Below are 19,515 nucleotides of genomic sequence, written 5' to 3'. Positions count from 1 at the left end.
ATTGATGTTTATCCGGCGTAATATTACACGAGAGCGTTAATTAAATGGAGCGGTAATGGTCGGAGATCATTGCCGCTTCTCTTTTCTGCCAAGTCGACCTTGAATCACGCGCCTGAATCTACCCAAGGTGCCAAGTCTGTTTCCGATACTTTCGATCACATTGTCCTTTGCAGGCTGAATATCCGCAAGGTCAAGCCCCATATCCAGCTGCTTTGGATAGATAATTAAAAAGCTATTTTGATCAAAGTAGGTGATCAAATAATGAGGCAATTTATTTAGCTGCCTCAAATAGGAAACATGACCTTTCCGCGAGGATACAATAACAAACAAATCATTCTTTCTGATTTCACGAGAAAAGATTAAGAAGTCATCCCAGTCATTAAATTCTTTAAACATCATGGAAAGTTGAGGGGAAATGCGCAGCCCGGCCTGCCGAATTTGCGTTAATGTCCGCTCCGCCCCATAGAATGTTGTCGAAAGCGCACTGTGTTCAGCCAAGGTAATAATGTTGCTGAGCCAGTGGATAAATCCAGGTTCCAGTTCCGCATTTGGCGGCACCACAACCAGCATCCTCTTTATGGTATTTATGGGCTGATGTGGCTTATAGATATGAACTGTTTCGCGTACTCGTTTCAAAATGTTTTCTGCTTTAAGCCCTAGGAAATCATCTCTGCCGGCATTCTGGTGTAATCCAATGACGACATCCGTGATGTTGTATTCCTTAATCGTATATACAATACCATTGCTCGCACTTGCATCAAATCGGGTAAGGGGAATGATCGTATTATCTGTAGCAGAAGCATGATTTATTGCTCGATCGAGTAGCTTTTTCCCTTTTTCATGGCTTGCACCATCTATAGCTTCTTCATTTACCACATGCAAGGCAAAGATGTCGCTCATGGCTTTCTTAGGTTTCAGCATAAGTCCAAGGTCTACGATGCTCGCGACACTGTCTGGATAAGCCAACGAAAGTAGTATCTTCCTGTCGCCTAATTGGGGAATGTTCTCCTGAACATCATTGGCTTCTAATACTAGTTTGCTCGATGCACTTTCTACGACAAAGGAACTTACCGCACAACTTACCAGAATCAGTAAAATTGTTCCGTTTAATACATCTTCGTTCAAGAGCCTTATTGGTTCACCGGTTGGTGCTTCTCCAATGATAATGTTGTAGCCAACGAGTATAATGGCTAATGTCGCTGCAGCATGCGAGGTACTCAGTCCAAATATCAAGTTACCCTCTGTTTTACTTAGCTTGAATGCCTTTTGAGTTGCTTTAGCAGCGATGTACTTGGTTATTATAGCTACCCCGGTAATCACCCCCGCAACTTTCATCGCCCCCCAACCGCGTACAATTATAGATACATCAACCAGCATTCCAACCCCTAAGAGAAAAAATGGTATGAACAAGGCATTCCCAACAAAGTTAATACGATTCATCAACGGAGAGGAATGTGGAACAAAGCTGTTTAGAACCAACCCCGCAAAGAACGCCCCGATAATTGCCTCCAGTCCAGCGGCTTCGGCCAGGAAAGAAGCCAGAAAGACCGTGGCAAGTACAAACACATATTGTGAAACACTATCTTCATATTTCTTAAAAAACCATCTGATAACGACCGGAAATAAGAAGAATACAATACAAACGAACACTATTGAGGAAAGGCCAAGCTGAATCCAGAAAGCTCCTGAAACATCATCTTTTGTAATGCCCGCAACACCTGCAAGGATAAGTAAAGCTAAAATGTCGGTGATCATCGTCCCCCCTACAGTAAGCGTGACAGCCTGTTTACTGGCAAGTCCATACTGACTGGCAATTGGATAAGATACGAGCGTATGGGTAGAAAACATCGATGCAAGAAGCAGCGCAGAAAGAAATCCGTAACCAAGTATATAGTAGCAGGCTAAGATCCCGACCGTTAAGGGTAGCACAAATGTAGTAAGCCCAAAGAAAATAATCTTGTTCCGGTTTTTTTTGAACTCCGAGAGATCAATTTCCAATCCAGCGAGGAACATGATATACAGCAAACCAACGGTACCGAATAATACAATGCTACTGTCCCGCCTAAGGAGATTCAAACCATGCGGACCGATGATCACCCCGGCTAAAATCAGCCCAATAATATGAGGAACCTTAATTTTACTAAAGATGATCGGAGCAAAAAGAATTATAAAGAGTACAATGGTGAAAATGATCACCGGGTTTGCAAATGGCAACGAATAGTCTATGTTCAATAATATCATAAATATCCGATTCTATAGTTTATTCAAGTTTAGCCTGTAGAAGATCTTACATCCTCCTGCTTGGGTAACCTCGCGGCGTCCAACCATGACTCCACCTTCAGCTGGTGTCAGGACAATTGAAATTACAGTTCCGGTTGCCTGGTTGTCCGCATTCAACTGCAATTCACTCCCGTTATAGAGTCCGGTGTAAAGCGTATTTACAGCCCCATTAGTCATCCCCTCAACAATGAACAGGTCATTTCTGTACGACAAATTCCATTGCTCATTCCTTACGTCTCCTATTGCTGAGCCGGAGCAATTGGTCTCAACACAGGTCATCTTAACCTGCCATTTGCCGGTAAGGTTTGGGTTAATAATGCCTTCAGGAACATTGCTGTTTGTAGTATCCAACATTTGCTCTCGTTTTTCCAACTCCTGAGCTTTAAGATCAAGCTCGCGTTCCTTAACCAAAAGCGAGTCCCGCAGTTTTTCAAGCGCAATGCCTCGAGCTTTCATTTGCTGCGCTTCCTGATTGTTGCAACTGAACATGATAAATGAAAAAAGTAAAAGATAAATCTTTTTCATACGTTCTCAATTTTTATATAGGCCTCTGTAAATATTATAACTTAACGTAAAACTTGGCACTTTGTTGGCTAACGTGGTATGTATCCAATTTATTTCCAGCAAAGTGGATTGAAAATTGTGAAATACAGGTACAACTAACACCTATACCATGAAAAAAATCAAGCTTTTCTCCTCCCTTGATACGGCAATGCTTCAGGCTGATATTAACAGCTGGTTGGCTGAAAACAAAGATGTTCATATTCTCGAAACCAACTTAACGAGCCTGACTTCTGCAAGCAGGGGCATTCATTCAGACAGCGCAAAAGCTGAATATGCTTTTTACATCCTCTATACTCCGGCGACTGAAAGTGAAGAGGAAAGTGTAATTGCTGCGAGCAAACAACTGCCAGAGGAACTTACACAGGTAATTACGAATATCTCCGAGGCAAATTAATTGCATTTTACTTTTTTATTTTATCACTCAAATATCGTCGAACTGGAAGATCATAAAACTTCATGGTCAAGTACGCAAAAAGCAGCAGCAAAAGCAATCCAACGATAACTATAACGCCAAGAAAAAATCCCTGAGGTTTGTTAGCGGTGTAATAATGCAAAAACATAAACATCACGGCATAGTGGGTCATATATAGCGGATAAGATATGTCTGCAGATAACTTGCATATGTTCTTAGCCGCCAAGCCCGTTATTGCACCGGCACCCAACATAATCATCAGCGGAAAATATACCAGAACAATGGCAAGCTCCGCTGGCCAGCCCCAGTTTGAAGGCATCAGAAATGCAATACTCAACAAAACCGTCATACCCAGAAACCCGAGTCCGTTTCGAAGAATCAGGTTATAACGAAAAATGAGCATGCCTGCCAGAAAAGAATAGGAAATCCGAGCTGCGCCATCCCAAAAGTTTGATCCAGCCCATCCACCTAACAGCGAGCCGGCACTGGATGCAACATAATACAGCCAAGCTGCCGAGAATACGAGCAAAATCAACAAGATTTTGCGAGGCAGTCTAACCAAAACTAATGCATAAACAATATTCGCAATGTACTCCCAGAACAATGACCATGAAGGCGCATTCAAGCCAAACAGGTTAAAAAACCGGTCTTCCATCACTGGAAAAGGAATCATCAGCATCGAGCAGATAAAAATCAACATAAGCCGACCAGCACTGTAAGCTTCTGGATTTCCGCCGAATGGGTCAAACAAAAAGGCCAATAATCCTAAAACCGATCCAAATACAACCAAAGGATGTAACCTGATTATTCTTGCCTTAAAAAAGGTCGACAAACCCATTTTTTTAAGCCGGTCATCGTAAGCATAGGCCATAACAAATCCCGATAAACAAAAGAAGAAATCAACCGCCATAAATCCGTGCCCGATAAAATTCTGGCTGGGATCCGGGTATATGATTTCCATAAAATGAAAGATTACAACCGCTATCGCGGCCACCCCGCGTAATCCATCTAAGGTGTCAAAATGATGTTTCGACGGAAGGGTTTGGGTTCTGGCACTGGGGTCAAACATGTATATTCATTAAGTTTTGCTGCAAGATAACAATCCTGAATTGAACACCACAAACTTACAGCAGCCATTTCGCTCTATGATGATCTTCACAGATCCGAAGGCGCTAATCACCAGGTGTTAAAGCTGCGCTATAATTTACTTATTTTTTGGCGGGTCTGTACGAAACGGTACCGCAGGAAGTCCGGCGCTATTAACCAGGTTGCAGACAGGATTGTCTGCCCAAGCATATCTTACCGCTACGGGATTGGCTACGCCGGGTGCGGACACAATCACATTATTACCTTGTATACTTGCTTCCGCCCAATGGAACTTGCCGTCAGAGCCAGCTATAGCAAAACCCTTTACTTCTTTGCCATCGCTGGTCTTCAATCCTTTCCCTGTCTCTTCAAAAGTAACACGCAGCCGCTGCCCTTCAATTTGATGGTTTTTGTAAACCGGGCTTTGTGCCTGTATATTCTGCTGATAAACCTGCTTCTTAGCCAGCAACGCCAGGCGCCGCCCAACCTCCTGTTTGTTCTTTGGATGGATATCATCGGCCGCACCGACATCGATAATTACAGCCATCCCCGTATTAGGTTCCGATAACGTCATCGTTTGTGCCTCCCGTAACGCTGCCCAGTCACTTTCGCCGGGCATCTCCTGGCGTTTCATGTAGTTTGCGAGCTGTACATACAAAAATGGCAAATTACCCTGGCCCCATCTTTCGCGCCAGTCTCTGATCATCATTGGAAATAAACTTCTATATTCATCTGGAGCAGATGCATTGTCTTCTCCCTGATACCAAAGGAATCCTTTTGCACCATACGAAACAATGGGATTGATCATCGCATTGTACAGGTAACTTGGATAGCGATGATAGTTCTTTATGGTCGGTAGAGATGCCTCCAAATCAGTCATGAATTTCCAGGTGCCTGCCAAACTGAACCGGGTATTTCCGGCGCTAACGTACATACCATCGGAAGCGGGATTAAAGCCGCCTCCGCCCCATAGGAAAGCCATTCGTACGGCGACTACGTTTCTGCCCTTCTTAAGCAAGCCTCTCGGTATGGTATACTTATGACTGAGATTGGCGTTCCATACCGTTTTTGCGATCTCCTGCCCGTTGATATACACAGAGTAGTTCATCTCGGGATGTCCAAGTTCAATGCTCAGGTCCACTGCCTCTGGTGCCTCTGGTATATCGGCGCCCACAGCTAGCTCTTTTCTAAGCCAGACAATGCCTTCATAGCCCGGCATATTCATGTCCTTAAGTGTTGCTGGCATCTCGATGGTTCTCCAATGGCTATCGTTGTATGCCATACCAGTTACGCTGCTGACAATCGAAGTGTCGGCCTTATAAACAATGTCCCAAAATTTAAGAAGATCCAGGCTGTCTTTGACAAAATGAGCCGCTGTAATAGAATCGTTCGTCATCACCCGCGACTTTGTTATGGGCGACTCGAGCAATTTGGGCCTGCTTGTCCAGGCTTCAACCGGTGTGCCACCCCAGGTTGACTGCACAATGCCGATCGGCACCTTTAAGTTTCCATGCAGCGATCGTGCAAAGAAATATGCGACCGCCGATGCAGTCTTAATACCAGCAGTATCCATCGAAACCCAGGATCCGCCAGCCAATGTATCCTGTGGGACTACTTGCTTGGCATGTGGCACATTGAAAAACCGTATTGCTGGATAGTTGGCGTTTTTAATTTCCTGCTCCGCATTTTGGCTCTGCGACACTTGCCATTCCATGTTGGACTGACCTGAAGCAATCCATACATCCCCAATTAAAATATCCTTAAATGTCAAAGCTTCCTTTGTACTTTCTTCCCCAGACACCGACATTACATATGGCCCCCCTGCGTTCATTGCTGCCATTTGTACCCGCCACTTGCCATCTCTTCCAGTTCTTGTATGATAACGCTGCCCAGCAAATTCAATGGTAATTCGTTCACCAGCTTTTGCACTCCCCCAGACCGGGATCGGCTTGGTCCGTTGCAGAATCATGTGATCACTGAAAACCCTCGGCAGGCGGAGCTGTGCAAGAGCTAAATTGCCCGTTCCCAGTAACGCAATCCACAGCAAGAGTTTTCGAATGAAGTAAAAAGATGAACGCATATTGTTGTAATTTAAATTTGATGTTCAATATACATAATTGATATAAGTACAGGTCCAATTTGGAGGTCGTTAATTGAATTTGGCATATACATTGGAACAAGTTGCAAACGATTGGTCATGAGCTATTTTGTAGATGAAAATTCTATTGTCCGAAGAATATGGGGTAAAGGCGACACCATATTATTTATTTTCGCTGGTGCTTCTGCCGAATTTGCGCTAAACAAGGCTGTAGATTGGCTGTACTTTACAGGTCGTCTCCCTGCGGATCCACTGGGCAGATTGTTCTCAACCGTTTCTTACGCGCGCGGCATTGTTTTCGCTGAATATGAGCAAGCATTGCAGGTTATAGACAGGATCTCCCACATTCACAAAACAGTTGAAAATAGCCGTGGAGCAGAAATACCAGCATGGGCCTATCGCGATGTCTTATTCATGTTGATTGACTATTCCATTAGATCTTTTGAACTACTGGAGCGGAAACTTAAGCCCGAGGAAAAGGAAGAGGTTTTCGAGGTCTTCAATCGTATGGGTATGCGGATGGGGATAGAGAACTTACCATCTAGTTATCACGAATGGTTACCCGCACGGCATCAACATCTGCAGCAGGATCTTCAGAAAAGCGGCCTAACTACAGACCTGTATAAGCAGTATCGAAAACACCTTGGTACAATCCGGTATTGGATCTTAAAGCAAGCACAATTGCTGGTGGTGCCTGAAAAGGTTCGTGGGGAACTCAACTTGGGCAGGTTACAACTATTAAAGCCAATGTTGGTGCTGTATAAATTCAGCAGACTATTTAAGCTGGATCAACGCTTGAGGAACATTATTCTTCCTAAGGATTACAAGGCACAAATCGTAGACTTAGATGTTATTCAAAGCCGTTAACCGGTCCGGGTCAGCTATTTTACGAGATCTTTGTATATCGCAATTCGATGGGTTCTGAGCTGATAAGGGATCTTCTCTTTACTGTCGCTTTTCTGAAACCCAATTACACTAGAGCTTTTTTCTGGCATATGGCAGTCAATGCAGTTTTGCTTGAGCACCGCCTCCCCTACACCTTTTAACTTGGGATGGTTGTCAGCCTCATGACAGGTCATACACTTGTTCGAATATAGGGCAATGTTCTTTGGCTTATCATCATGGATATCATGGCAGGAAATGCAGTCGGCCTTCCCAACAATAAAGCAGGGACTGGCTTTGAGCAGTTGCATCTGGTTGCCGTGTACATCGGGTTCACCGCCATTAAAGGTGTTAAACTGGGGGATATGGTTCAGTGTATCTCCCGGCTCAAAGGCGAACTTTGATCCGTTGGCTTGAACTTCAGTACCTGAATGGCATAAACCACACATGTCTAACCTTCGACTTAAAGGCAGATCCTTATAGCTGATCATGTGCGATGGCCGCTTCTCTTCTGGATTATCAAGGTGGAATTCTACGTGTTCGGCAGCAGGGCCATGGCACCGCTCGCAATCTATACCTGAGATCATTGAGCCTTTTACAAATTGCTCTTCTGCGTTTAATCTATCCGGTTGCTGTGGCTTTTGTTCAATATAGGAGCTATGACACGCTAAACAACGTGCAATTATCGGCCGTCCAAAGTAGATCTGGTCATCAGGAAAACCAGGACTGTTTACCCACTGATGTGCTCTGCTCAGGTAGTTCAGTGGCATTTGCATCATCTGATCTCCATACCAGAAACCAAAAGTGAAAGCCCGGTTGCCAGATCCAAAAACAACTTCAGTACGCTCCGCTTTAACTTCACGACCATTCACGTACGCAACCTGGTACAGGCTGCCATTCCTTTTCTCAATGCCCACTCTTGTGCCTGCATTAAAAATAAACTCACTTACCGGTAAGGCTAAACTGTCCAGATATTTACCATCTCTTACCGTTCCACTGTCAGCCAGCAGATCCCTGGAAGTTCTGAAATGAGCATTATGAGCAAAATTGCTACTGAGGTCCTGATGACATTTCATGCAGGCCGTACTCCCGGCGTAGGCCACCCCTCGTGGATCGCTGCTTTGTATTTGTGTGCATTGTACAATGACAATAAGTACAGTCGTTAAGACAAATAGCAGTAGGACGAAACGCCGTTGACGCATGAAATATCTGGTTTATTTGGGTCGGTAAATGGTTGGTTAAATTACAAATATTTTAAAATAAACCAAGTCCTGCTGGAATGCCAGATCCCGCCCTTCGGCTTCCGCAAACAAATTTGTTTTCGTGGATGTTAACTTTTAACTATGGCAAAGACAAAGAACTACCTTCCTATAGAAGACTACGGGATTATCGGGAATATGAAAACCGTTGCAATTGTCTCCTTAGAGGGCGCAATAGACTTTATGTGTTTCCCGAGTTTTGACTCCCCAACAATATTTTCCAAGCTGTTGGATCATGATAATGGCGGTAGTTTTTCTGTTACCCCACAACTTAGATTTAGTAGAACAAAACAACTCTATATTCCAGGTACGGCAATATTACTAACCAGATTTTTCTCCGATGAAGGGATATCTGAAGTCACCGATTACATGCCGGTAACTGGAAATAATGGAAACAGCTTCTGCGCCATTGTACGTAAAATAAAAACCATCAGGGGGAAAGTTACCTATAAAATCAGATGTGAACCTCGGTTCGATTATGCCCGTGCAGCACACGACATTCACCAAAAAGGTGCTAACGAACTGAATTTTTGTGCGGTTAACGACGGCGACGCTATGGTTCGACTACTCGCAGACTTTCCATTGCAGCACAATGAAAGAGACGGCTTCGCGGAGGTCACGCTGAATCACGGTGAAGAAGCGCTCATTGTGCTGGAATCTGTAAAACGAACACAGTCAGATCTTTTACATGATCTGGAATTTTATCAACATAAATCTTATCAGGATACGGTTCATTATTGGAAAAAATGGATCAGCAAATCTACCTATTCCGGCCGGTACACAGATCTCGTCGTACGCTCAGCAATTACACTGAAGCTTTTAACCTCTACTGAGCATGGCTCCATGGTCGCTGCACCTACATTCAGCATCCCGGAAAGCATGGAAGGAGATCGCAATTGGGACTACCGATTTACCTGGATTCGAGACGCTGCATTTACCATGTATGCCTTTCTTCGCCTGGGATTCACTGAAGAAGCTGCAAGTTTTCTTAAATGGATTCAGCTGCGTTCAGCCGATCCGGTGCTGCACCTGATGTATGCCATAAATGGCGAAAAGGTCATGGAAGAAACTGAGCTGGAGAACTTTGAAGGCTATATGGGGCGTGGAAAGGTGAGGATTGGAAATGCCGCACGTGACCAGTTTCAGATGGATATCTATGGCGAACTTATAGACACCATCTACATCTATAATAAGAATCATACGAAGATCAATTATGAACTTTGGCTTACCATTCAAAAACACATCGACTGTGTTATCGATTACTGGGAGAAACCCGACCATGGTATTTGGGAGTTTAGAAATGGAGAAAAAGAGTTTTTGCACAGCCGGCTGATGTGCTGGGTAGCTATGGATCGCGCAATTAAAATAGCCACAGATCGCTCCTTCCCTTATCCAGGTCCGGAATGGAAATCCATCCGCGACAAAATTTATAAAGATATCTATGATGGTTTCTGGAATGAAGAACTCGGTGCCTGGGTGCAATATAGAGGCGCAAAAGTTGTGGACGCTTCTGCCCTGCTCATGCCACTTACACACTTTATAACTGCTGACGAACCGCGGTGGCTTTCCACCATGCGCGTGATTGAAGAACAGCTTAGCACAGACGTGCTGGTTTATCGCTATCATAGTGAAGATGGCCTCAATGGAAAGGAAGGCACTTTCAATATGTGTTCTTTTTGGTTTATAGAAGCACTTGCCAAGAACAAGGAAACCGACAAAGCACTGGAGTACTTTGAAAAAATGACTGGATATGCCAATCACCTGGGCCTGTTCAGTGAGCAGATTGGAAAACGCGGTGAACACCTCGGTAACTTCCCTCAAGCTTTTACCCACCTGGCCTTGATCAGTGCAGCCTTGGAACTGGATAAACAGCTTGACCGGATTTAAGTTGAACTATTTAAAAACTTAACTGTTATCGAAATATGAACGAAATGGACGAATTTGAGTTTGAAGCTTCAGAACAACCTGAAGAGGCTTTTCATATTGAGGTAGATCTCTATGAAACAGGTGATCATAGTAACTTATTGGTGGTACCATGTAATGACACCTATATCGTGGTTTCGGGTGATGAACACCTCTGTACGCTGCAGAAGACCTGTGATGCACCTGAATGTTGGGAACAAACAGACGGACTTGTAGAAGATGAGCTGGTAGAACGTTTGGGATTAGCGATTAGTGGTTACATCAGTCAGCTGTAGGACCATCTGCCACTAATCGCTAATATTTTGGTTGTGATGTTTGCTTAATGTAAGCGAACAACCTGGCCTGTTTTTACAGACTCGTCACTTGCAAATGCAACCATCAAACTATTGATCGCGTCTGCCGTCGGCTGACTAAGATCAAGATCTTCTTTTATTGCCTTTAAGAAGTGACGCTGTTCCCTGTTGCAGAGTTCCTGATGGTCTGGTTCATCACTAAGATCAATCCAATCATCTGGTCTGGAGAACTCTTCATGCTCATCCAGATCTGCGTAATGAACTTTCAGCGATTCTGTTTTGGTATGTGCATCGATAACATCTGAGTTTCCAGCGGATGCTGCTTGCTTTGCCACGATGGATACTGCGCCTTTTGGTCCAAACACATCCTTTACAAAGAAAGCCGTTTCACTGATCATCGGCCCCCACCCTGCCTCATACCAACCCACAGAACCATCCTCAAAGCGAATTTGCAGGTGTCCGTAATTGTAATTTCCAGCCGGGATTTCTTCTGTTAAACGTGCACCAATTGCAGTAACTTCCACGGGTTTCGAGTTCGTCATCTGACACATAACATCAATGTAGTGAACCCCGCAGTCAACGATAGGACTTAAGCTCTTCATCAGATTACGATGAACTGTCCATTTAGAACCCTTGCTTTGCTGGTTTAGGTTCATCCGCATAACTAAAGGTTTACCCATTTCCTGTGCAACCTCAATGAATTTTTGCCAGGATGGATGATAGCGTAAAATGTACCCTACCAAAAGTTTACGATTAAATTTAACTGCCGTCGCTGCCACACGCTTAGCACCTTCAAGGGAATCTGCCAGTGGTTTTTCAATGAACACGTGACAACCTTGTTCCATTGCCCGGATCGCAAAAGCTTCATGGGTATCCGGATAAGTTGAAATACAAACTGCATCGGGCTTTGTTGCAATAATGGCTGTCTCAAAGTCGGAGAACAATTCATATCCCCCGCCCAACTTGTCGTTTAGTTTATTTTTGCTAGTGCCGGTTGACACCAGACCGCAGATTTCAAAGCCATCCAAAAGGTGGTATGCCATGGCATGTGATGCACCCATGTTTCCGCAGCCAACAACCAGTACCCTAAGGTTCTTAATTTCTTGTTCCATATTATGCTTTTATGCGCCGAGGCTCCAACCCTGGCGGTATTCTCTTTTAACAAATTGATTTACTTCATCGAAGTTCGTTACCCGTAGATTTTCCTTATCCCACAGTAGTTTGATGTCACGACCAGGATAAGTAAACCGCTTTCCATCCGCTGTTGGCTTTTGAACGTCTGTTCCCCTGATGGCCAGGTTTGCGATCAATAAGGTTTCGGTAAGTGGGCCAGCGATCTCAAATGGAGAACTTAACTGCATTTTGCCATAGCCGGCGATGCAAGCTTCCACCCAGGACCAATAATGTCCGTCAACGCTACCTGGAACACGTTCCACGCTTTGTTTTACCCGCACCTCATTCGTGCGTGATAAAGGAAGCAGTCGTGGATTTGCCCCGTATACGTCACAGATCATTTTGCCTTTGGTACCTTCGAAAAGCACGCCATTTGCTCCGAACGCCTCGTTTGGGGCAAGTTCCTCAGGTCTTTCGGGCTTGATACCCCCATCCATCCAGTGGATTTTCAGATCATCCTTAGTCTTTTTCGTTTTTTTGAAAGTCATGATTATATGACTTGAAGGTGGACAACTGTCTGGGAAATAGCCACGTTTAAATTCATCAACATAGATACTTCCAACGCTGCATTGTACTTCTATTGGCGTATCAAGTTCGAGAATGCGAAACGGGGGCTCTACAAGGTGTGCACCCATATCCCCGATTGCCCCGGTGCCAAAATCCCACCAGCCGCGCCAGTTAAATGGCACCAGCTTTTCTACATAGGGGCGGTAGGGCGCACTGCCCAACCAAAGATCCCAATCTAATTCGGAGGGCACCTGCCCAGATGTTTGTGGCCACAAAATTCCCTGGGGCCAGGAAGGCCGGTCAGTCCAGCAGTAAACGTCCTTTACCTTACCGATGACACCGCCATTTACCCAGTCCTGTAGTTGCCTAACGCCGTCACCTGAGGCACCCTGGTTACCCATCTGGGTAACAACCTTGTAACGCGCAGCCGCTTCCGTCAGTTTACGTGCTTCATAGATGTCGTGCGTCAAGGGCTTTTCTACATAAACATGTTTACCCAGCTGCATGGCAGCCATCGCAATCATCGCGTGGTTATGGTCTGGCGTTGAAACCACCACAGCATCTATGTTTTTGCCCTCACGATCTAACATCTCCCTGTAGTCTTTATAATACCTTGCATTAGGAAAGTTTTTAACGGTTGCAGCGGCACGACGGTCATCAACATCACACAGGAATGAGATGTCGGCTTTTCCGCCTTTATAAATGTTGGCAATGTTGCTTTGACCTTTGCCTCCAACACCAACTCCAGCGACCTGAAGCCGGTCGCTAGGTGCCGTAAAGCCGTTTCCGCCAAGTACATGCCTTGGCACAATCATAAAACCAGCGGCCGCCAAACCCGCTGTTTTTATGAAATTTCTTCTTGAACTTAAAGCTGAATCTTCTTTCTTTTCAGTCATTTTAACGATTTCTATTTATCGGGTGATTATTTTTTACTTAGATCTTTGATTCTGATATTTTTGAATTTCACCGGCGAACCGTGACCTAAAAAGCCAATATGTCCACTGTCACGCTTAAGGCCCGGATGTGGCTTACCATCAGCAGCACCATTCTTACGTGCCTCAGTAATATCAGCATCCAGGATCTTGGTGCCGTTTAGGATCACTTGGATCTTAGGTCCCTTTACGATAACTTCCTCATAGTTCCACTCACCAGTTGGCTTTAGGAAGCCACGTTTGGCAGCAGCCGTTCCATAAATGGACCCATGATATTGGTATACATGCAGGTCTTTATAAATTGGAGCATCATTATCAAGAATTTGCAACTCCATACCCTCATATGCGGCGTCGCCTTCAAGCGGTGCCCGGATGCCCAAACCATTGTTTGCTCCGGGAGTTAATTGGAATTCAAATCGGAAGATAAAGTCACTGTACTGATCTTTTGTGAACAGGTTGCCACCAGAACCCTTACCTGGTTTCGGGCGGATGGCCATATCGCCATCTTCAATCACATAATCGGTTGTATTTCCGATCCATTCATGCATATTGGTGCCATCAAAAAGTACTTTAAAACCTTCTTTTTTCTCTTTTGCACTAAGTTCAAAAGGTTTAACTCTTGGTATTTCGCGAATGTAGATATTTCGATAGGCAACGGGTGAGCCATGAGCCTGCAGTTCAATCTGCTCTTCAGCAAATATCGGCAGCGTCCTGTCCCAGTAATTCTCCAGGATCACATTATCGGTCACCAGCTCTCCATTCAGGTAAACCGTTACGCGGTCACCTTTCATCAGGATACGGAAGGTATTCCATTCATCAAGGGCATTGTCGGCCACTTTCAATGGTTTGCTTGGATGAATCTTGTTGTTGTACAGGCCACCGGAGCCCACCTGTGCGCCATCCTTTACCCGTGCCGTATCCCAGATCTGCACCTGTGGGGTGCCGCGAAGGTAAATACCGGCATCTCCATTTTGCTTTTTATCGTCAATGATCTTCCAGTCTACCAGCATTTCAAAATCACCATACTTCTTTACCGTAGCCAGGTTATCACCATGGATCTGGAAGCGCAGCTCACCATTCTCCACTTTCCAGCCTTTATGCATCAGCTCATCCGCTTTAGCCTGGGCGGCAGCAAGGGTCTTAGCATCCATCTTGGCTCTCTTAATGGGGTTCTCAACCAAGCCCTTCCAGCCAGTGAGGTCTTTACCATTAAACAACGGTACAAAGCCCTCTCCCTTTGCCATTTCGTTCATGTATTTTACAATGGCTTGCTTTTGATATTCACTGTCGCCACCCTGAAGGGTATTCATGGTTTTATTAAGCAGATCTTTGATGATGCTGCCATGATAGATGCTATCGGCGAGAATGATGGACATTACCGTTGATGCAGCCCGTTGTTTCAGTTCCGGATCATCAAGAAATTTCCCCGCTAATACCGCCGCGTTGAAGGTTTTTGCCTGTTCCAGATCAGCAAGGACCGCCATGCGATGCTGGTTTGTTTTTGCCACTGACATAGCATCATTTAATTTAAGATATTTTTGCTCCGGCGTAAAAGCTGCCTGACGCACCAGACGCAGATATCCGGTTAATGCCTGATCCAAGGCCTGCGTGCTTGTCGCCATTCTGCTGATCTTCAGCAGTTCTGGTAGCGACTGCAAGTCTTTCCAAGAGCCTAAGGCTAAAATTGCCGCGTTTTTACTTGTTTCATCTCCTGAGGCATAAGCGGCAGAAACCGCTTCAAGTGCCTTAGTTCCGCCGAGGGCAGCAAGGATACGGTAATAGGCAGGCTTATGCTCCGGAGCAGCCGATGCCAGCTCTTGCAGCACCACAGCAAGCTGTGCTTCGGTCTGCTGTGTATCCTTTAATGCGGAAATCACTGCGTCCTGAAGGGCTACGGATTCCGTTGACGTTGCCGGCCGCTGTTTTAGCAGGCTGAACAGTTGTGGAATATCCTTTTCTGATGCTACATGTTTCAGTGCAGCAAACGCAGCGCTGCGTACAGCAGGATCTTTTGCTTCCAGGTAAGTATAAACTGCTTCAATATGCTCATTAGCTCCTCTTGCTGCAAGCACATCCAATAGTGCCACCTGCACCGCTGGTTTTGCTTTCGGAAGATACCCAACCAACTGATTGGTTATGCCATCGCCTTTCATGCGTAATAAAGCATTTGATGCTCCCGTGATCGAAGCACTGTCTCCCTTGCGCATCACATTGTACAAATCTGGTATCACCGAGGCACCACCAAGCTGCGAGGCACTTTGTATCGCTGCCTGCTTTACACCTGCATCTTTATTTTTCATGAGTTTAACCAGTGCAGGTAGCGCCGCCTTTGCATTTGCCTGACCTAACATAGCAGCAATAGCGGCCTTGGTCTGGTCATCAGCTTTACCCATCTTCTTGGTCCACAAAGCGCTATTCGCTTCACTTACATCAGCGCTTGCAAACTTCAATGCAGCAGCCTTGTATTCCATTTGCTTATCCCCCATAGCATCAAGAAGCAGCTCCATGCCTTTTGCTTTATCCGCAAGATACATGATGTTTAAGGCTGCAGTACGTACATGTAACTGGTTTTCTGCCTGTACCTGCTCATGTATCTTCTTAGCAGTATTTAAAGCCAGAGCATTGTTCCCCTGTTTCTGCAGGTTAGCCGCATATTCAAGCAAGGCCGCGGTTGATCCGCCCTGGTCATAGTGAAAGTTTGCGTTTTTTGCAGCTGAAAAAAGTAAATCTGCAGAGGAAGGGTCAGCAAGATCTGCCAAAGCAGCGAGCGTCACCTTCTGTAGTTTCACATCGTTAGTTTGAACTAATTTATTCAAGGCCGTTGCCGCTTCTTTGTTGCCACTCAGGCCAAGAGCTTCTATCACGGAAAGTTTAGCTGCCCCCTGAGCCGTCGGCAGTGCGGCAAGCAAGGCCGCTTTTGCACCTGGGGTGTTAATCTTCACCAATGCTCTTGAAGCAGGATCTGCAAGCATTTCATCATTTAAATATTGCTGAAGCGTAGTGACTGCATCCTCTTTGCCTATGAGTTCAAGCTGGCTGATCAGGAATGATTTAACCTGCTGATCACCCGCCTTACTTAAGGCCGTAATGTAAGCCTGTACGGCTTGGCCACGTTGGGCTTCTTTGCCTCTTTGTGTCACAAAGGCGGAGTAACCACCGATGGCATATTCGAGGGTCGCATTATTGCCCTGCCCCGCACTGGAAAGTCCAGAGATAAGGGTCAGAAAACCCTCTTGTCCAAGCTGCTCAATCTCGAGCATATTGCCCTGGAGTTGCTTCGCATCCCGGGCGGGCAGCTGTGCCAGTAGATCGGCCACCTTAGTCGTAACCGTACGCTGGTCTGAACTCGCCTGTCCATGTACAGAAATTTGGAAGGAGGCCAATGCCAGCATTAAGAATATTGATCTTTTAAACATGATTCTATTGTAAGGTATTTTAATGGATTGTCTGAATGGAGAACAGCCTTATATAATATATGGCGCACGCATCACTGGATTGATCATCCGGTTTGCTGCATCATCATCTACAAACACTTGTTGTTCGGGATCAAACTTTAATGATCTCCCCAGCCGAAGTGCCGCAAGTCCTATATTGATCAGGGTGCATGAACGATGCCCATTCTGCTCGTTTAAGGCAAACTGCTTCCTGGTTCTTACCGCCTGAGAAAAGTCAGTCACTTGCTCTGGTGGTTCCGGAAATGCCGCAAGTTTGCGCTCCAGATTTGGAATATCCGATTTGAATCCAGGGTATAATTTTCCTTTAGGTCCTTCGATGTATGGCACATTTGCATCTTTACCTTCCCCATCCAGTATAATCTGGCAGCCATCAGCATAGGTGTATGTGATTCTATTCCAGATGCCCACAGCATCTGTATGCTGTTGTGGCGCATCAATTTCCACCGAAACCGGACTGGTATCATCCTTACCTAAAAAGTATTGGATTGGATCAAGGTAATGTTGTCCCATATCACTCAATCCGCCACCATCATAGTCCCAATAGCCCCGGAAGGTCTGGTGTACGCGATGTGCATTATACGGTTTATAGGGTGCTGGCCCAAGCCATGCTTCATAGTCCAGTTCTGCAGGAACTGGTTCTGGTGCCAGGTTATCTTTACCTATCCAGTAAAATTTCCAGTCGAAACCGGTGTGTTTGCTCACCGTGACCTTCAGCGGCCAGCCTAATAGCCCACTATCGACCAGCTTTTTGATCGGCCGAACCGGAGTGCCCATTCCATAGAAATTGTCTTTAAACCTGAACCAGGTGTTCAGCCGGAATATCCTTCCATGTTGCTGTACAGCTTCCATAACCCGCTTTCCCTCACCAATGGTGTGGGTCATCGGCTTTTCGCACCAGATGTCTTTACCGGCATTCGCAGCATCTACAGCCATAATCCCATGCCAGTGCGGCGGGGTGGCAATGTGTACGATGTCAACCTCAGGCAATTTGATCATCTCCCGGTAGTCGCTAAAGGTTTTAACACCCTTATCTAACATGGTCAGTGACTTTGCAATATGTCGCTTGTCCACATCACAAATGGCTACCACTTGCGTGCCGTCGTATGGGAAATGGTTTCTGCCCATGCTGCCCACGCCAATTACAGCTTTAGTAAGTTTGTCGCTAGGTGCAATAAACCCCTGCCCGCCCAGTACATGCCTAGGCACAATGCTGAAAACGGCAAGTCCTATCGCCGACTTCCGGATGAAGTCTCTTCTGGAGTTTTGTTGGTTTTCGTTCATTAGTATTTATAATTTGATTAGGAATGAACAACTTTCTCGTTCATTTCGAAGTTAATGGAAAATCCATTTCCTAGTTTGAATTTCTGACTCAATTTCGAGTAGAAGCATGTAGAAAATCTGTGACGAAATTTCAAGCCATACGCAAATTCCGTCTTAAGAAAGGAAATTCAAACCCTATCCAGTCCAAAGTGTTAATGATTAAGAACCTAAAATCTATTGAATATGGCCATGGTAAATCCGATAGAAGATTATGAGCAGAACAAGATCAACAGCGCTGCCAAGCAGACGGTGATCATCAATGAAAACGAAACGGGAGAAACAGACGAACTGGATCCAAACTTTCATGAGTCTGCTGATCCGGAAGATCCGGACTCAGCACCTGATAGTAGTGCCGATGCAACACCCTTGGATGTCGAAGGGACAAACGAAACGAAGACTGAAGACCCCGAGGATCCTGGACTTAATCATACTGCGGAGGATGATCTTAGCCTTAATAAGCCAGACAACGACATATTCTAAGGCCGGCATTTGAAGTTTATACCAGATTGAAAGCTACTGCAAACTTGATCAGGCCCGCCAGCGAGTTGACTTCAAGCTTGTGAATGATGTTTTTGCGGTGCGTATTGATCGTGTGTATGGATCGAAATAGTAATGTGGCAATTTCATAGCTGCTCTTTCCCTCCACGATCAAAACAATGATTTCTTTTTCTCTGGTGCTTAGTGTATTGTACTTGTGGAAGTTTCTTCGAATATAATCGTCATGCGTTATCATTGTGCCAATTCGAAAACCAGCCAGGTTTAGCGTGTTCACTGGAACAGCAATATGAACGAGATTTGTGGTTGATGGATGCTCTGGAGCAGCAATCAGACGTGAGCTTGTGAAATACCAACCGTATTCAGAATCCACATCCGGACGTACGCGCTGCAAAAAAGAATGAACCTTGCCAGGATCATTAAGCGCAAGGAATTCAGTAAGTGCAGCCTTATGCGCCAGTAGCTCTTCGGCCGGGAAAAATTTTCTGAAGTATTCTGCGCCAAGTGACGTGAGCTCTTCGCTACTTTGGTGCAGGATGTCACAGCCAAATTTATTCATGTACAAATTTGTCATAGCATCTAAATCCTGAATCATGACACTGCCAGGAATATAGTCGCAAAGATCTGTAAGCGTTAAGGATTGTTTTCCAACCTGATTGCCTAAACAAAAGATACCTGATTGGAAATCTAAAAGCTGTTGTTGGAGGGCGCCTGTTAGAGACATTTTCGCGGAATTAGAATATGTAACGTCTGTTTGCTAATCATCCTAACCCCGTATTAAAAATACTAAATAAACTTTCAGATTTCATCCACATACATCCGGAATATTCAAAGAT

15 protein-coding genes are annotated in these 19,515 nt (G+C 45.2%); 5 read left to right on the top strand and 10 right to left on the bottom strand.

What is annotated here, in order from left to right; all coding sequences use genetic code 11:
* Positions 1 to 66 precede the first annotated feature (66 nt).
* Positions 67 to 2,241 (bottom strand): cation:proton antiporter, encoded by a 2,175-nt coding sequence (locus AC5WJX_RS04040; RefSeq protein ID WP_494483457.1) that lies wholly within the window; start codon positions 2,239 to 2,241, stop codon positions 67 to 69.
* A 12-nt stretch (positions 2,242 to 2,253) separates the two neighbouring features.
* Entirely contained in the window at positions 2,254 to 2,805 is a 552-nt protein-coding gene (locus tag AC5WJX_RS04035) for an SPRY domain-containing protein (protein WP_440429394.1), read from the bottom strand.
* A gap of 148 nt (positions 2,806 to 2,953) precedes the next feature.
* Between AC5WJX_RS04035 and AC5WJX_RS04030 the strand changes: the two genes are divergently transcribed.
* The gene (locus tag AC5WJX_RS04030; protein WP_440429393.1) at positions 2,954 to 3,238 is read left to right on the top strand and encodes a hypothetical protein; all 285 of its coding nucleotides are present in this window, start codon (positions 2,954 to 2,956) and stop codon (positions 3,236 to 3,238) included.
* A 7-nt stretch (positions 3,239 to 3,245) separates the two neighbouring features.
* Here the strand turns inward: AC5WJX_RS04030 and AC5WJX_RS04025 are convergent, their stop codons facing one another.
* Both AC5WJX_RS04025 and AC5WJX_RS04020 read right to left on the bottom strand, forming a co-directional pair.
* A complete protein-coding gene (locus AC5WJX_RS04025) occupies positions 3,246 to 4,325 on the bottom strand; it encodes an acyltransferase family protein (RefSeq protein ID WP_494483456.1) in 1,080 nt (359 codons plus the stop codon).
* A gap of 135 nt (positions 4,326 to 4,460) precedes the next feature.
* On the bottom strand, positions 4,461 to 6,422 hold the full coding sequence (locus AC5WJX_RS04020) for a sialate O-acetylesterase (RefSeq protein ID WP_494483455.1): 1,962 nt from the start codon (positions 6,420 to 6,422) through the stop codon (positions 4,461 to 4,463).
* A 117-nt stretch (positions 6,423 to 6,539) separates the two neighbouring features.
* On the opposite strand from AC5WJX_RS04020, the gene AC5WJX_RS04015 reads away from it, so the two are divergent.
* On the top strand, positions 6,540 to 7,307 hold the full coding sequence (locus AC5WJX_RS04015) for an oxygenase MpaB family protein (RefSeq protein WP_494483454.1): 768 nt from the start codon (positions 6,540 to 6,542) through the stop codon (positions 7,305 to 7,307).
* Positions 7,308 to 7,321: 14 nt separating this feature from the next.
* On the opposite strand, the gene AC5WJX_RS04010 is transcribed toward AC5WJX_RS04015, so the two are convergent.
* On the bottom strand, positions 7,322 to 8,524 hold the full coding sequence (locus AC5WJX_RS04010) for a multiheme c-type cytochrome (protein ID WP_494483453.1): 1,203 nt from the start codon (positions 8,522 to 8,524) through the stop codon (positions 7,322 to 7,324).
* 141 nt (positions 8,525 to 8,665) lie between these two features.
* Here AC5WJX_RS04010 and AC5WJX_RS04005 point away from each other — a divergent pair, with 141 nt between their 5' ends.
* Together AC5WJX_RS04005 and AC5WJX_RS04000 are read left to right on the top strand one after the other, a co-directional pair.
* Positions 8,666 to 10,468 carry a glycoside hydrolase family 15 protein gene (locus AC5WJX_RS04005; protein ID WP_494483452.1) on the top strand — a complete coding sequence of 601 codons (1,803 nt, stop codon included), beginning with the start codon at positions 8,666 to 8,668 and terminating at the stop codon, positions 10,466 to 10,468.
* Positions 10,469 to 10,503: 35 nt separating this feature from the next.
* A complete protein-coding gene (locus AC5WJX_RS04000) occupies positions 10,504 to 10,779 on the top strand; it encodes a hypothetical protein (RefSeq protein ID WP_494483451.1) in 276 nt (91 codons plus the stop codon).
* Between the two features lie 44 nt (positions 10,780 to 10,823).
* Here AC5WJX_RS04000 and AC5WJX_RS03995 read toward each other — a convergent pair whose 3' ends face one another.
* Genes AC5WJX_RS03995 through AC5WJX_RS03980 form a run of 4 tightly spaced genes read right to left on the bottom strand, consistent with a single transcriptional unit; the run spans position 10,824 to position 18,145 of the window.
* Positions 10,824 to 11,909: a Gfo/Idh/MocA family protein gene (locus AC5WJX_RS03995; protein WP_494483450.1), complete on the bottom strand. Its 1,086-nt coding sequence runs from the start codon at positions 11,907 to 11,909 to the stop codon at positions 10,824 to 10,826.
* A gap of 9 nt (positions 11,910 to 11,918) precedes the next feature.
* Positions 11,919 to 13,373: a Gfo/Idh/MocA family protein gene (locus AC5WJX_RS03990; RefSeq protein WP_494483449.1), complete on the bottom strand. Its 1,455-nt coding sequence runs from the start codon at positions 13,371 to 13,373 to the stop codon at positions 11,919 to 11,921.
* Between the two features lie 26 nt (positions 13,374 to 13,399).
* Positions 13,400 to 16,825, bottom strand: a complete 3,426-nt coding sequence (locus AC5WJX_RS03985; protein ID WP_494483448.1) for a DUF1080 domain-containing protein — start codon at positions 16,823 to 16,825, stop codon at positions 13,400 to 13,402.
* 48 nt (positions 16,826 to 16,873) lie between these two features.
* Positions 16,874 to 18,145, bottom strand: coding sequence for a Gfo/Idh/MocA family oxidoreductase (locus AC5WJX_RS03980; RefSeq protein WP_494483447.1), 1,272 nt, complete (start codon positions 18,143 to 18,145; stop codon positions 16,874 to 16,876).
* Positions 18,146 to 18,367: 222 nt separating this feature from the next.
* Here AC5WJX_RS03980 and AC5WJX_RS03975 point away from each other — a divergent pair, with 222 nt between their 5' ends.
* Positions 18,368 to 18,664 carry a hypothetical protein gene (locus AC5WJX_RS03975; protein ID WP_494483446.1) on the top strand — a complete coding sequence of 99 codons (297 nt, stop codon included), beginning with the start codon at positions 18,368 to 18,370 and terminating at the stop codon, positions 18,662 to 18,664.
* A 16-nt stretch (positions 18,665 to 18,680) separates the two neighbouring features.
* Here the strand turns inward: AC5WJX_RS03975 and AC5WJX_RS03970 are convergent, their stop codons facing one another.
* On the bottom strand, positions 18,681 to 19,403 hold the full coding sequence (locus AC5WJX_RS03970; RefSeq protein ID WP_494483445.1) for a response regulator transcription factor: 723 nt from the start codon (positions 19,401 to 19,403) through the stop codon (positions 18,681 to 18,683).
* Between the last annotated feature and the right edge of the window lie 112 nt (positions 19,404 to 19,515).

It is taken from the genome of Pedobacter sp. NEAU-ZC8 (assembly GCF_059278965.1).
This window is presented reverse-complemented; position numbering and strand designations above follow the sequence as displayed.

Bases quoted from the DNA above. Each gene is read 5' to 3' on its own strand.
- AC5WJX_RS04040 (WP_494483457.1), bottom strand. From the start codon at position 2,241: ATGATATTATTGAACATAGACTATTCGTTGCCATTTGCAAACCCGGTG.
- AC5WJX_RS04035 (WP_440429394.1), bottom strand. From the start codon at position 2,805: ATGAAAAAGATTTATCTTTTACTTTTTTCATTTATCATGTTCAGTTGC.
- AC5WJX_RS04030 (WP_440429393.1), top strand. From the start codon at position 2,954: ATGAAAAAAATCAAGCTTTTCTCCTCCCTTGATACGGCAATGCTTCAG.
- AC5WJX_RS04025 (WP_494483456.1), bottom strand. From the start codon at position 4,325: ATGTTTGACCCCAGTGCCAGAACCCAAACCCTTCCGTCGAAACATCAT.
- AC5WJX_RS04020 (WP_494483455.1), bottom strand. From the start codon at position 6,422: ATGCGTTCATCTTTTTACTTCATTCGAAAACTCTTGCTGTGGATTGCG.
- AC5WJX_RS04015 (WP_494483454.1), top strand. From the start codon at position 6,540: ATGAGCTATTTTGTAGATGAAAATTCTATTGTCCGAAGAATATGGGGT.
- AC5WJX_RS04010 (WP_494483453.1), bottom strand. From the start codon at position 8,524: ATGCGTCAACGGCGTTTCGTCCTACTGCTATTTGTCTTAACGACTGTA.
- AC5WJX_RS04005 (WP_494483452.1), top strand. From the start codon at position 8,666: ATGGCAAAGACAAAGAACTACCTTCCTATAGAAGACTACGGGATTATC.
- AC5WJX_RS04000 (WP_494483451.1), top strand. From the start codon at position 10,504: ATGAACGAAATGGACGAATTTGAGTTTGAAGCTTCAGAACAACCTGAA.
- AC5WJX_RS03995 (WP_494483450.1), bottom strand. From the start codon at position 11,909: ATGGAACAAGAAATTAAGAACCTTAGGGTACTGGTTGTTGGCTGCGGA.
- AC5WJX_RS03990 (WP_494483449.1), bottom strand. From the start codon at position 13,373: ATGACTGAAAAGAAAGAAGATTCAGCTTTAAGTTCAAGAAGAAATTTC.
- AC5WJX_RS03985 (WP_494483448.1), bottom strand. From the start codon at position 16,825: ATGTTTAAAAGATCAATATTCTTAATGCTGGCATTGGCCTCCTTCCAA.
- AC5WJX_RS03980 (WP_494483447.1), bottom strand. From the start codon at position 18,145: ATGAACGAAAACCAACAAAACTCCAGAAGAGACTTCATCCGGAAGTCG.
- AC5WJX_RS03975 (WP_494483446.1), top strand. From the start codon at position 18,368: ATGGCCATGGTAAATCCGATAGAAGATTATGAGCAGAACAAGATCAAC.
- AC5WJX_RS03970 (WP_494483445.1), bottom strand. From the start codon at position 19,403: ATGTCTCTAACAGGCGCCCTCCAACAACAGCTTTTAGATTTCCAATCA.